The sequence below is a fragment of the Salinibacterium sp. G-O1 genome (assembly GCF_030063305.1).
In the GTDB taxonomy this organism is placed as follows: Bacteria; Actinomycetota; Actinomycetes; order Actinomycetales; family Microbacteriaceae; genus Rhodoglobus.
Genome location: NZ_JASISV010000001.1, coordinates 562,013 through 575,259, shown reverse-complemented (window position 1 = coordinate 575,259; position 13,247 = coordinate 562,013). Strand labels below are relative to the sequence as shown.

The window sequence follows — 13,247 nt, the reverse complement described above, 5'->3', positions numbered from 1 at the left end:
TCCTCAGTCCCTAGCCGACAGCCGTGAAGATGTCGATGGAACCGGACTTGAGCGTGACGATCGCACGCTTCGTGTCTTTGCGCTTTCCGATGCCGAACTTGGTGCGACGGGTCTTGCCCGTGCGGTTCAGCGTGTTGACCGATCCGACCTTGACCGAGAAGATCTTCTCGATCGCGAGCTTGATCTCGGTCTTGTTGGCGCGGGGGTCGACCTCGAAGGTGTACTTGCCGTCATCGATCAGGCTGTAGCTCTTCTCGGAGACGACGGGCGCGATGATGATGTCGCGCGGGTCTTTGAACGTGACGGTGGTCATGCGCTGACCTCTTCCTTGGTCGCCTTGGTGTTCCAGGCTACGAACTCTTCGAAAGCACCCTTGGTGAAGACGATGTCGTCACTGATGAGCACGTCGTAGGCGTTCAACTGGTCGAATGGCAGTACGTGAACGGCCTGCAGGTTGCGGACGCTCTTGTAGCTGGTCTCGTCGTCGCGCTGCAGAACGATAAGCACGTTCTTCGAGGGCGCGATGTCGAGCAGCAGAGCGGCCATTGCCTTCGTCGACGGCAGGTTGCCGACCGAGAGGGAGTCAATGACGTGAAGACGGTCACCGCGAGCGCGGTCCGAGAGTGCACCGCGAAGAGCAGCAGCAATCATCTTCTTGGGGGTGCGCTGTGAGTAGTCGCGCGGGTGCGGACCGTGCACAATGCCACCACCACGCATCTGAGGAGCACGGATCGAGCCCTGACGAGCGCGACCGGTTCCCTTCTGCTTGAACGGCTTGCGGCCGGCTCCTGACACCTCGCCGCGACGCAGCGTGTTGTGCGTTCCCTGGCGAGCCGCGGCGCGCTGGGCGACGACGACCTGGTGGATGAGCGGGACGTTGGTCTGCACGTCGAAGACCTCGGCGGGAAGGTCGAGCGAGTCGACCTTCTTGCCCTTAGCATCAATGACGTCGATTGAGGTAGCCATTACGACTATGCCCCCTTCACTGCGTTGCGGACGAAGACGATGCGACCACGGGCACCGGGAACGGCGCCCTTGACGAGCAGGATGCCCTTCTCGAGGTCGACCGAGTGGACGATCAGGTTGAGGACGGTAACGCGGTCACCGCCCATACGACCAGCCATGCGCATGCCCTTGAAGACACGGCTCGGGGTCGAGGAAGCACCGATGGATCCGGGCTTGCGGTGGTTACGGTGCGAACCGTGGCTGGAGGAGACACCCTTGAAGTTGTGACGCTTCATCACACCGGCGAATCCCTTGCCCTTGCTGGTGCCCATGACGTCGACCTTCTTGCCAACCTCGAACATGTCGACGGTCAGTTCCTGGCCGAGCGAGTACTCGCTCGTGTCATCGGTGCGCAGCTCGGTGAGGTGGCGGCGGGGGGTGACGCCTGCAGCGTCAAAGTGGCCCGTGAGGGGCTTGGTGACCTTGCGGGGGTCGATCTGCCCGTATGCGATCTGCACGGCACTGTAGCCGTCGATCTCCGGCGTGCGCAGCTGCGTCACGACGTTGGGGGTGATCTCGACAACGGTCACGGGTACGAGCTTGTTGTTCGCATCCCAGACCTGGGTCATGCCGAGCTTCTTGCCCAGCAATCCCTTGATCGTCTTGGTGTTAGTCATGGAGGTTTCCTATTCGACTCAGTAGCTGTAGCGCGAGCTAGAGCTTGATCTCGATGTTGACGTCGGCGGGGAGGTCGAGTCGCATAAGCGAATCCACTGCCTTGGGAGTCGGGTCGATGATGTCGATGAGTCGCTTGTGGGTGCGCTTCTCGAAGTGCTCGCGGCTGTCTTTGTACTTGTGAGGGGAGCGGATCACGGCGATCACGTTCTTCTCGGTAGGCAGCGGCACTGGGCCAACTACCGTGGCACCCGCGCGGGTTACCGTGTCGACGATCTTGCGTGCCGACGAGTCAATGACCTCGTGGTCATACGACTTCAGTCGAATGCGGATCTTCTGTCCCGCCATGGGTGACTCTCTTCCTTTAGTACTTCTCAGGACTGCAGCGCGGCGCCTTTCGGCCCCATATGCTCAGCACTTCTGCTTTCGCACCACTGTTTATCTGTCAATTGCTTGCTTGTTGTGACTCCGGCCGCGCAGCAAGGAGTTGATCCGAGATACACGGGGAGTTGTTGAACCTGGTTCTGCTTCCCGCGGCCTAGCCACTCGATCCTTAGGACCTGGACTATGCACTGCCTGGAAGTGATTCCGCGCTACGTAAGCGGGAAGTGTTGAACTAGAAGAGTTTGTCACAGGTTTGCCATTGCTGCAACCCGGGCGTGTCGGATTTGCGCCCCGGGAGGCGTCAGACGAGGTCGGCAGCCAGTACCCGCCGAACCAGGGGCACTCCCGGGCGGTAGGCGAGGTGCACGTAGGTGGGTGCCGCCAGCACCACGAGGTCGGCTTTTGCGCCAACTCTCAGGTGGCCGACGTCGGTTCGGCGCAGGGCTGCAGCGCCCCCGGCGGTCGCCGCGGTGAGCGCCTCGAGGGGTGTCATCCCCATCTCCCGCACCGCGAGCGCGATGCACAGCGCCATCGAGGTCGTGTAGCTCGAGCCGGGGTTGCAGTCGGTGGAGATCGCGATCGGTACGCCCGCGTCGATCAGGCGGCGGGCATCCGGATATGGCTGCCTGGTCGAGAACTCGACGCCGGGCAGCAGGGTTGCCACGGTCTCGCCGCCCGCCAGCAGATCCACATCCTCCCGAGACAGGAAGGTGCAGTGGTCGACGCTCGCCGCCCCCAGCTCGACCGCCAGGGCTACCCCGCCGGCTTCGGCGAGCTGCCCGGCATGAACTCGGGCGCCAAGGCCGCGGGCGATTCCGGCGGTCAGGATGGCACGGCTCTCGTCGACCGTGAAGGCGCCGGCCTCGCAGAACACGTCGATCCACTTCGCATGTGGGGCACAGGCATCCAGCATCTCGCCGGTGACCAGCGCCACATACTCGTCGCGGTCGGAGCCCTGCGGCACGACGTGCCCACCGAGGAACGTGACCTCGGGGGTGAGGGTCGACGCGAGGCGCACGCTTCGCTCCTCGTCCGCGACGGTGAGCCCGTATCCGCTCTTGATCTCGATCGTGGTCGTGCCCTGCGCGCGAGCCTCGGCGACGAGTCGGGTCGCGTTCGCGAGCAGCTGCTCGTCGGTGGCCTCCCTGGTCAGCCTCACCGTGCGCTGGATTCCGCCTGCCTCGTAGCGCGTTCCGCCCATGCGTGCCTCGAACTCGTCGGCACGGTCGCCGGCGAACACGGGGTGGCTGTGGCTGTCGACAAAGCCGGGGATGACGCATCCACCGTCCGCGTCGATCCGCTCGTCGGCGGCCGGCGCCTCGGATGCGTCGCCGACCCAGGCCACCACCCCGTTCTCGATGACGATGGCCGCGTTCTCGCGCGGCGGCCTCTCGTCGTCGTGGGTGACGAGCAGGCCGATCGAGTCGACCAGGGTCGTGGTCATCGGGTCTCCAGTGCGGCGAGCGCCTCGAGCACGCACAGGGCGACGAGTCGAACGGTGCGTCCGTCCGGGGCGTCGGCCGCGGCATCCACTTCGACGAGGTCGATGGATGCCACGGCGGCATGCCCACCGGCCACCCTCGCCGCGACGCGCAGGTCGATCGCCGCGAGGCCGCCCGGCACCGACGCGGGACAGCCGGGCGCCACCGCGCGGTCGCAGGCGTCGACATCGAGGTCTACGTGCACGGCTCCCCCGCCGGCCGCCGCAATCTCGATCGCCTCGGCCATGATGTCGTCCATCGGGCGGTGGCGCAGCACGTCCCGGGTGATGACCGTGATGCCGAGATCGGCGGCGCGGTCGGCGTAGTGGCGCGAGTTGGCGAAGGGTTCGATCCCGATCTGTACGACGCGAGTGCCGGACAGGCCCGCCTCGACCAGCTGTCGCACCGGCGATCCGTTGCTCACGCCGTCGCGCAGGTCGTGGTGGGCGTCAACTGTGACGAGCCCGTGCGCGTTGCGGCCGCGAGCGACCGGCACCGTCGCACTGTTGTCGCCGCCGAGCGCGATCACGAGACCAGCGTCGATCGCCGCGACGAAGGCTGTGGCATCCACCGTGTCAGGCTCGGTCGCGTCGCCGGCGTCGGTGATGACGAGCGAGCTTTGCAGGCTGAAGCGCCGCAGGGCCTCCCGGACTGCCGCCGGAGTAAGGTGCGACTGCGTCGGCGACAGCGATGTCGAGTGCGTCGGGATGCCGACGATCGTGGCGTCGGATCGTCCTGTCGGCACCGGCCAGTCGCCCGCGCGGGGCCAGAGCGGATCGTGCGCCAGCATCAGCCCTCCTGCATGGGAACGCGCACCCCGAGTCGAGCCGCGGTGTCGATGGCCTCATCGTAGCCAGCGTCGACGTGCCGGATGACGCCCATGCCGGGATCGTTGCTCAAGACTCGCGCGATCTTTTCGCCGGCGAGCGCTGTGCCGTCGGCAACCGTCACCTGGCCCGCATGGATCGAGCGCCCGATGCCGACACCTCCACCGTGATGGATCGACACCCAGGTCGCCCCCGATGCGGTGTTGACCAGAGCGTTGAGCAGCGGCCAGTCCGCGATCGCGTCAGATCCGTCTTTCATCGCCTCGGTCTCGCGGTACGGGCTCGCGACCGACCCGGAGTCGAGGTGGTCGCGGCCGATCACGAGCGGTGCAGCAAGCTCGCCGGAGGCGACCATGTCGTTGAACCTGAGCCCGGCCACATCCCGCTCCCCGTAGCCGAGCCAGCAGATGCGCGCCGGCAGTCCCTGGAAATGCACCCGCTCTTTCGCGAGGCGAATCCAGCGCGCGAGCGACTCGTTCTCGGGGAACAGCTCGAGCACGGCCTTGTCCGTCTTGGCGATGTCGCGCGGGTCTCCGCTGAGCGCTGCCCAGCGGAACGGTCCCTTGCCCTCGGCGAAGAGCGGGCGGATGTATGCCGGCACGAACCCGGGAAAGGCGAACGCCTCGGCGTAGCCTGCCGCCTTCGCCTCGGTGCGGATGTTGTTGCCGTAGTCGAACACCTCGGCTCCGGCTCTCTGGAAGCCGACCATCGCCTCGACGTGCACGGCCATCGATTCGCGGGCGCGCTGCGCGAATCCGGCATCGAGCTTCGCGGTGGCCCAGTCGTCGAAGTCGACGCCGAGGGGCAGGTAGGCGAGCGGGTCGTGCGCGCTGGTCTGGTCGGTCACGATGTCGATCTCGGCACCCATCGCGAGAAGCTCCGGAACGACGGATGCCGCATTGCCGAGCACTCCGATCGACAGTGGCTTCCTGGCATCCCTCGCCGCGTAGGCGAGCTCAAGGGCGTGGTCGAGGGAGTTCGCAGACACATCGAGGTAGCCGTGCTCGATCCTGCGGGAGATTCGGCTGGGGTCGACATCGATGCAGATCGCGACGCCGTCGTTCATGGTGACAGCGAGGGGCTGAGCGCCGCCCATGCCGCCGAGGCCGGCGGTCAGGGTGATGGTGCCGGCCAAGGTGCCGCTGAACCTTTTGGCGGCCACCGCCGAGAAGGTCTCGTAGGTTCCCTGCAGGATTCCCTGGGTGCCGATGTAGATCCAGGAGCCGGCCGTCATCTGGCCGTACATCGTCAGACCCAGCTGCTCGAGGCGGCGGAACTCGTCCCAGTTCGCCCAGTCGCCGACGAGGTTGGAGTTGGCCAGCAGCACCCGAGGAGCCCACTCGTGGGTCTGCATCACTCCCACCGGCTTGCCGGACTGCACGAGCAGGGTCTCGTCGCCACGCAGCGTTTCGAGGGTGCGCACGATCGCATGGAAGCTCGGCCAGTCGCGAGCGGCCTTGCCCGTGCCGCCATACACAACGAGGTCTTCCGGGTGTTCGGCGACCTCCGGGTCCAGGTTGTTCTGGAGCATGCGCAGCGCCGCCTCCTGCGGCCAACCGAGGGTGTGCAGGGTCGAACCACGGTGTGCGGTGATCATCTGGGTGTCCGTTCCTTCAGTCCGCTGGCGCGGAGCAGTTCTCCGTTCGCCACGAGGGCAACGGCTTCGGCAATGTCTGGCGCGAGGTAGCGGTCAGGCCCGGGGCCGGGCACAACCCGTCGCAGCCGTTCGATGACCGCGGCCGACATCGGGGCTGGTGTCTCGCCCCGCATCTGGATGCCGCGGGTCGAGGTCATGAGTTCGATCGCCAGCACCCTCGTCAGCCCGTCGAGGCTGCGCCGCAGCTTGCGTGCAGCGCTCCACCCCATCGAGACGTGGTCTTCCTGCATCGCGCTCGTCGGAATGGAGTCGACCGAGGCGGGAGCCGCGAGTCTCTTGAGCTCGCTCACGATCCCGGCCTGGGTGTACTGGGCGATCATGTGGCCGGAGTCGACGCCCGGATCGTGGGCGAGGAACGGGTTGAGCCCGCCGTTGCGAGTCTTGTCGAGGAAGCGGTCGGTGCGTCGCTCGCTCATGCTCGCGACGTCGGCGACGACGATGGCCAGGAAGTCGAGCACATATCCGACCGGTGCGCCGTGGAAGTTGCCGTTCGATTCGACCCGACCGTCGCGCAGCACGACTGGGTTGTCGATGGCGCTCGCGAGTTCGCGGCCGGCGACCAGTCGGGCGTGGGCGAGGGTGTCTCTGGCTGCGCCGTGCACCTGTGGGGCACAGCGCAACGAGTAGGCATCCTGCACCCTGGTGAAGCCGCCGCTGCGGTGGGCGGCGATCACTCCGGAGCCCTCAAGGACGGCACGCATGTTCGCGGCAGACTCGGCCTGACCCGGATGCGGCCGAAGCGCCTGCAGATCCTCTGCGAACACCCGGTCGGTGCCCGCCAGCCCTTCGACGCTCATCGCTGCGGCAAGGTCGGCCGTGTCGAGCAGATCGGCGAGGTCACCGATGGCGAGGCACAGCATTCCGAGCATCCCGTCGGTTCCATTGATCAGCGCGAGGCCCTCCTTCTCGCGCAGTACGACCGGCTCGATGCCGGCGGCGGCGAGAGCGTCGGATGCCGCGAGACGCCGGTCTCCCACCGTCACCTCGCCCTCGCCCATGATCGCCAGGGCGCAGTGCGCGAGGGGTGCGAGGTCGCCCGAGCAGCCCAGGCTGCCGTACTCGCCGATGATGGGGGTGATGCCGGCGTTGAGCAGGGCGGCGTAGGTCTCGGCGATCACCGGGCGGGATCCGGTGCGCCCGGTGGCGAGGGTCGAGAGCCGCAGCAGCATGGTGCCGCGCGCGACCTCGCGCTCGACCTCGGGTCCTGAGCTCGCCGCGTGGCTGCGCACGAGTGAGCGCTGCAACTGCAGTCGCTGCTGAACCGGAATGTGTTTGGTCGCGAGCGCCCCGAAACCCGTCGAGATGCCGTAGTGCGGAGCCTCATCGTCGCTGAGAGCGTCGATCACGGCACGCGACTGGGCCATCGCCTCGACCGACAGTGACGACACCCCCACGCGGGCGTTGTGGCGAGCGACGGCGATGACCTCGTCGGCAGTGAGCGGCCCGATGCCGACGGTGACGGTATCCATGGGCTCAGTGAACTACGCGCGCCCTCGCCACATCAGTGGGTGTCGCGATAAGCTGTCTGAAATATCAGACAGGGGTGAGGATGCCGCAGATCCCGGCCGCGCGCAATACTCTCGCCATCCTGCGCTATCTCGCCTCGCGTAGCGGCCCTGTACCCGCTGCCTCGCTCGCCCGCGCACTCGATCTGCCCCGTTCGTCGGCGTACCAGCTCATCGCGGTGCTCATGGACGAGGGATTCGTCGTGCACTACCCCGAAGACCGCACCTACGGGCTCAGTTCCCTCGTCGCCGAGCTGGGGACCGCCTCGTTGCGCAGCACCCGGCTGGCGAGGCTCGCCTCCCCCCTGATGGAGAAGCTGGTCGCCAGCGCCCCGATTCCCGTCGTTGCCCATCTCGCCGTGCTGAGCGGAACGGATGTCGTCTATGCGGCGCGGGTGCAGGGGCTCCGCGCCCCCATGACTGTCTCGGCGATCGGAGTTCACCTTCCGGCCCACCTCACCGCCACCGGCAGGGCCATGCTCGCCCTGCTGCCCGCCACTCAGGTGCGCGCTCTCTACCCCAGCAAGCGCCAGCTCACTCTTCGCACCGCCATCGGGCCCTCAAGCCTCACCGCCCTCGACGGCGTGCTCGCCGACACACGCGCCCGCGGCTGGGCCACCGAGCTCGGCGAGATCACCGCCGAGTACGGCTCGGTGGGTGCGGCCGCCGTCGACCGAAACGACTACCCCGCCGCCGCGATCGGACTCACCTTTCGCACCGATGCCGTCGGCGACGAGTGGACCACGCTGGGCCGCGCGACGGCGGCGACCACCGATGCGCTCAGTGCCCGGTTGTCCGGGCGCTGACGCCGGCACCACCTCAATCGAGGAGAAGTTCGCGCAGACGTGATTCCGCCGACGCTCGACCGAGCGGATCCATGGTCCGTCCCCGGTCGAACTTGTCGACGATCCGCGGATCGACGTAGCTGGTACGCGCCACGGCCGGGGTGTTTCCCAGCACCGCGGCGACCTCCTGCATCGCGTGCGCTATTGTGCGCTTGCGGGCGGTCACCGACGCCTGCGGCCCTGCCTGCGCGAGGCTGAGCGCGGCCGTGACGGAACCACGCAGGGTGCGGAAGTCTTTCGCCGTGAATTCGCCGCCCGTGCGTTCTGCAACGTAGGCATTGATGTCCTCCGCGGTGAGGGGAACCCACGACCTGCCCTCCTTCCAGGCGAGAAGTCGGTCATCCGCACCCCTCCGCGCGAGAGTGCGCAGCGCCGCGGCCAGGTCGGTGTCGACGATCTCCGAGTCCCACAGCTGCCCGCTCTTCGCGGGAAACTCGAGGCTCACGGTGTCGCCGCGCACGCTGGCGTGGCAGCAGAGCAGCGTCGACAATCCGTGGCTGCCGTTCTGCTCGACGTAGCGCTCGGAGCCAACTCGCAGCGAGCCCGTGTCAAGCATGCGGAACGCCGCAGCGAGAGCCCTGGTCTTCGATGCCTCACCGCCCCTGAGGTCAGAGGTGACCCTGCGCCTGGCGCTCGGCAGTGACTCCGCGAGACTCAACGCGCGATCAAACTTGAGGCGGTCTTTCTGCTGCCGCCAGAACGGATGGTAAATGTATTGGGTTCGGCCGGCGGCATCCACACCGGTCGCCTGGATGTGGCCGTTCGGGTAGAGCGAAATCCAGACGTCTTCCCACGCGGGCGGAATCGCGAGGAGCTCGATGCGGGCTCGCTCCTCGGCAGACACCGGATGCCCGCTCTCGTCGCGGTAGGAGAAGCCCTTGCCGGCCCGCCGTCGACGCAGGCCCTTTCCGCTCGAGTCGCTGCGGCGGAGTCGGGGCATGTGCCCAGACTATGGTCGGGAATTCACCGTCTGGGAGGGCTTGAGAATCAGTCGGTGCACGAGTAGTACAGCCACGACGGCCGCAATGAGGAACGCCGAGCCAGCTTCAACGGCAAACAGGATGAACTGTTCAGCCCAGCCGCCCTGCTGCACATATCCCACGATGATGACCGTGATCAGGTTGGCCAGCGCTCCGACGGCGCCGAAGACGAGAGTGAGACCGGCGCCGGCCGGCTTCCGGCGAACGGCCGCGACCGCTATCAGGATCAGCCAGACGAGCAGGCCGATGTCCATGAACAGGAACAGCCGCTGCGCCGCCTCACCGAAACCATCACCGAGCGTCGACCCGGCCATCCATCGCCAGGTGCTGAGGATCACGAGCGAGAGTGCGACGGTTACCAGCACGTCGAGAACGATCTTGCCCACCGTTCGACTCATGACCACAGGCTAGTGGGTACGGACGCTCGAACGGCGGGGTTAACGACAGCAGGGCCGCACCCGAAGGTACGGCCCTGCTGCTGTGAATCTAAAGGACTACTTGAGTACCTTGACGACCTTGCCTGCACCAACGGTGCGGCCACCCTCGCGGATGGCGAAGCCGAGGCCCTCCTCCATGGCGATGGGCTGAATCAGCTCAACGGTCATTTCGGTGGTGTCGCCGGGCATGACCATCTCGGTGCCCTCAGGCAGCGTGATGACGCCGGTGACGTCGGTGGTGCGGAAGTAGAACTGCGGGCGGTAGTTCGCGTAGAACGGGTTGTGACGCCCACCCTCATCCTTTGACAGGATGTACGCGGTTCCCTCGAAGTTCGTGTGAGGGGTGACCGAGCCTGGCTTGACAACAACCTGGCCACGCTCAACGTCTTCACGCTTCGTGCCGCGGAGCAGCAGACCACAGTTCTCGCCGGCCCATGCCTCGTCGAGCTGCTTGTGGAACATCTCGATACCAGTGACCGTGGTCTTCTGGGTCGGGCGGATTCCAACGATCTCGACGTCCGAGTTGATCGCGAGGGTTCCACGCTCGGCGCGGCCCGTCACGACGGTTCCACGACCGGTGATCGTGAAGACGTCCTCGATCGGCATGAGGAACGGCTTGTCCTTGTCGCGCACCGGGTCAGGAACGTTCTCGTCGACAGCTTCCATGAGGTCGAGGATGGACTGGGTCCACTTCTCGTCGCCCTCAAGGGCCTTGAGGCCGGAAACGCGAACAACCGGAGCGTTGTCGCCGTCGAAGCCCTGGGCTGCAAGCAGCTCACGGACCTCAAGCTCAACGAGCTCGAGGATCTCTTCGTCGTCAACCATGTCGGACTTGTTCAGTGCGACGAGCAGGTACGGCACGCCGACCTGCTTGGCCAGCAGCACGTGCTCGCGCGTCTGAGCCATGGGGCCGTCGGTAGCAGCAACCACGAGGATTGCGCCGTCCATCTGTGCGGCACCGGTGATCATGTTCTTGATGTAGTCGGCGTGGCCGGGTGCATCGACGTGAGCGTAGTGACGCTTAGGCGTCTCGTACTCAACGTGCGAGATGTTGATCGTGATACCGCGCTGGCGCTCTTCCGGCGCCGAGTCGATCGACGCGAAGTCGCGCTGAACGTTGGTCGCCGACGGGAACTTGTCAGCAAGTACCTTCGAGATGGCGGCCGTCAGCGTGGTCTTGCCGTGGTCGACGTGCCCGATAGTACCGATGTTTACGTGCGGCTTGGTCCGCTCGAACTTGGCCTTAGCCACTGTGGGTCCTCCTCAGGACTCGTTGCTGGGCATCCGACATATATCGGATGCTTCGCGATTGGATGTTGTTATGTTACTCGGGCTCGGTGAGCCGCGGGTGCAGGGCTATTACTCGCCCTTGTTCTTCTGGATGATCTCTTCAGCTACCGCGCGGGGAACTTCCGAGTAGCTGTCGAAGGTCATCGAGTACACAGCACGGCCAGAGGTCTTTGACCTCAGGTCGCCGACGTAACCGAACATCTCCGACAGGGGCACCTTGGCCGTGACGACCTTGACGCCAGTCGCATCTTCCATCGACTGGATCTGGCCACGACGCGAGTTCAGGTCGCCGATGACGTCTCCCATGTATTCCTCTGGGGTACGCACCTCGACGGCCATGAGCGGCTCGAGCAGCACGGGATCGGCCTTGCGGGCCGCTTCCTTGAATGCCATCGAGCCGGCGATCTTGAACGCCATTTCTGACGAGTCCACATCGTGGGCAGCGCCATCAAGGATGATTCCCTTGACGCCGACCATCGGGTAGCCGGCGAGAACGCCCACTGCCATCGACGCCTGGAAACCCTGGTCGATGGATCCGATGTACTCACGGGGGATGCGACCGCCGGTGACCTTGTTCTCGAATTCGTAGATCTTCTCGGGCGTGACTTCCATCGGCTCGAGTGAGATCTGCACCTTCGCGAACTGGCCTGAACCACCGGTCTGCTTCTTGTGGGTGTAGTCGTGCTTGTCAACGATGCGGCGAATCGTCTCGCGGTATGCCACCTGGGGCTTACCGACGTTTGCCTCGACGTTGAACTCGCGCTTCATGCGGTCGACCAGGATGTCGAGGTGAAGCTCGCCCATTCCCTTGATGACCGTCTGGCCGGTGTCCTGGTTCTGCTCGGTGCGGAACGTCGGGTCTTCCTCGGCGAGCTTCTGGATAGCGACACCCAGCTTCTCCTGGTCAGCCTTGGTCTTCGGCTCGATCGCAACCTCGATGACGGGCTCTGGGAATGTCATCGACTCGAGCACGATCTGGCTGTTCGGGTCGCACAGGGTGTCTCCCGTGGTCGTGTCCTTGAGGCCAATGACCGCGTAGATGTGACCGGCGGTGACGCTGTCAACAGGGTTTTCCTTGTTGGCGTGCATCTGGAAGATCTTGCCGATGCGCTCTTTCTTGCCCTTGGTCGAGTTCATCAGCTGAGCGCCCGAGTCTGCCTTACCGGAGTAAACGCGAACGTAGGTGAGACGACCGAAGAACGGGTGAACAGCAACCTTGAACGCGAGCGCGGCGAACGGCTCGGTCGAGTCGGGGTGGCGCTCAACGATCTTCTCTTCGTCGCGAACGTCGTGACCCTCGGTTGCCGGCACGTCGAGCGGGCTCGGCAGGTAGTCGACAACAGCATCCAGCATCGGCTGAACGCCACGGTTCTTGAAAGCGGAACCACAGAGAACCGGGTAGATCTCGCTGTTGACGGTGAGCTTGCGGATGGCCTTCTTGATCTCGGCCACCGAGAAGTCGGTGTCACCCTCCATGAAGCGCTCGAGGAGCGCGTCATCGGTCTCGGCAACAACCTCGAGCAGCGCTGTGCGGTACTCGTTCGCCTTCTCGACGAGGTCGGCCGGGATCTCTTCGACGGCGTACTTGGCGCCCATCTCGACGTCACCCTTGGAGTCTCCACGCCACGTGAGGGCGCGCATCTCGACCAGGTCGACAACACCTTCAAAGGAGTTCTCGAAACCGATCGGCAACTGGATGACCAGCGGCTTGGCGCCGAGGCGCTTGATGATGGTGTCTACGGTGAAGTAGAAGTCGGCGCCCAGCTTGTCCATCTTGTTGACGAAGCAGATGCGGGGAACGTCGTACTTGTCGGCCTGGCGCCAGACGGTCTCGGACTGGGGCTCAACGCCCTCCTTGCCGTCGAACACCGCGACAGCGCCGTCGAGCACGCGAAGCGAACGCTCCACCTCGACGGTGAAGTCAACGTGGCCCGGGGTGTCGATGATGTTGATCTGGTGCTTGTCCCAGAAACACGTCGTAGCAGCAGAGGTGATCGTGATGCCACGCTCCTGCTCCTGCGCCATCCAGTCCATCGTCGCTGCACCATCGTGCACCTCGCCGATCTTGTGGGTGATGCCCGTGTAGAACAGGATGCGCTCGGTCGTCGTGGTCTTGCCAGCGTCGATGTGAGCCATGATGCCGATGTTGCGGACCTTATTCAGGTCGGTGAGCACGTCCTGTGCCACAGGTTCCTCCGAAAGTTTGTGTAATGAACGCTGC

General features: G+C 65.4%; 13 protein-coding genes. 1 reads left to right on the top strand and 12 read right to left on the bottom strand.

All coding sequences use genetic code 11. The features are described 5' to 3' along the window. Nucleotides 1-10: 10 nt before the first annotated feature. The 8 genes from rplW to hutH form a co-directional block, all read right to left on the bottom strand. Complete coding sequence (gene rplW, locus QMG83_RS02815) at nucleotides 11-313, bottom strand: 50S ribosomal protein L23 (protein ID WP_283503845.1); 303 nt, start codon at nucleotides 311-313, stop codon at nucleotides 11-13. Continuing rightward, the gene (rplD, locus tag QMG83_RS02810) at nucleotides 310-966 is read right to left on the bottom strand and encodes a 50S ribosomal protein L4 (RefSeq protein ID WP_283503844.1); all 657 of its coding nucleotides are present in this window, start codon (nucleotides 964-966) and stop codon (nucleotides 310-312) included. Before rplD ends, rplW begins: the two co-directional genes overlap by 4 nt. A gap of 5 nt (nucleotides 967-971) precedes the next feature. Further along, nucleotides 972-1,622 (bottom strand): 50S ribosomal protein L3, encoded by a 651-nt coding sequence (gene rplC, locus QMG83_RS02805; protein WP_283503843.1) that lies wholly within the window; start codon nucleotides 1,620-1,622, stop codon nucleotides 972-974. Between the two features lie 37 nt (nucleotides 1,623-1,659). Next, a complete protein-coding gene (gene rpsJ / locus QMG83_RS02800; protein WP_009773132.1) occupies nucleotides 1,660-1,968 on the bottom strand; it encodes a 30S ribosomal protein S10 in 309 nt (102 codons plus the stop codon). A gap of 337 nt (nucleotides 1,969-2,305) precedes the next feature. Beyond that, entirely contained in the window at nucleotides 2,306-3,448 is a 1,143-nt protein-coding gene (hutI, locus tag QMG83_RS02795) for an imidazolonepropionase (protein WP_283503842.1), read from the bottom strand. Continuing rightward, nucleotides 3,445-4,275, bottom strand: coding sequence for an arginase family protein (locus QMG83_RS02790; protein WP_283503841.1), 831 nt, complete (start codon nucleotides 4,273-4,275; stop codon nucleotides 3,445-3,447). Before QMG83_RS02790 ends, hutI begins: the two co-directional genes overlap by 4 nt. Then, nucleotides 4,275-5,909 carry a urocanate hydratase gene (gene hutU / locus QMG83_RS02785; protein ID WP_283503840.1) on the bottom strand — a complete coding sequence of 545 codons (1,635 nt, stop codon included), beginning with the start codon at nucleotides 5,907-5,909 and terminating at the stop codon, nucleotides 4,275-4,277. The genes QMG83_RS02790 and hutU overlap by 1 nt, the downstream gene beginning before the upstream one ends. After that, entirely contained in the window at nucleotides 5,906-7,438 is a 1,533-nt protein-coding gene (hutH, locus tag QMG83_RS02780; RefSeq protein WP_283503839.1) for a histidine ammonia-lyase, read from the bottom strand. Before hutH ends, hutU begins: the two co-directional genes overlap by 4 nt. 80 nt (nucleotides 7,439-7,518) lie before the next feature. Here hutH and QMG83_RS02775 point away from each other — a divergent pair, with 80 nt between their 5' ends. Next, nucleotides 7,519-8,280 carry an IclR family transcriptional regulator gene (locus QMG83_RS02775; RefSeq protein ID WP_283503838.1) on the top strand — a complete coding sequence of 254 codons (762 nt, stop codon included), beginning with the start codon at nucleotides 7,519-7,521 and terminating at the stop codon, nucleotides 8,278-8,280. A 13-nt stretch (nucleotides 8,281-8,293) separates the two neighbouring features. Here the strand turns inward: QMG83_RS02775 and QMG83_RS02770 are convergent, their stop codons facing one another. From QMG83_RS02770 to fusA, 4 genes are all read right to left on the bottom strand, one after another. Beyond that, on the bottom strand, nucleotides 8,294-9,259 hold the full coding sequence (locus QMG83_RS02770; RefSeq protein WP_283503837.1) for a DNA topoisomerase IB: 966 nt from the start codon (nucleotides 9,257-9,259) through the stop codon (nucleotides 8,294-8,296). A gap of 9 nt (nucleotides 9,260-9,268) precedes the next feature. Further along, nucleotides 9,269-9,697 carry a hypothetical protein gene (locus QMG83_RS02765; protein WP_283503836.1) on the bottom strand — a complete coding sequence of 143 codons (429 nt, stop codon included), beginning with the start codon at nucleotides 9,695-9,697 and terminating at the stop codon, nucleotides 9,269-9,271. Between the two features lie 96 nt (nucleotides 9,698-9,793). After that, nucleotides 9,794-10,987, bottom strand: coding sequence for an elongation factor Tu (gene tuf, locus QMG83_RS02760; protein ID WP_283503835.1), 1,194 nt, complete (start codon nucleotides 10,985-10,987; stop codon nucleotides 9,794-9,796). 108 nt (nucleotides 10,988-11,095) lie between these two features. Next, nucleotides 11,096-13,213 (bottom strand): elongation factor G, encoded by a 2,118-nt coding sequence (fusA, locus tag QMG83_RS02755; RefSeq protein ID WP_283503834.1) that lies wholly within the window; start codon nucleotides 13,211-13,213, stop codon nucleotides 11,096-11,098. Nucleotides 13,214-13,247: the final 34 nt, after the last annotated feature.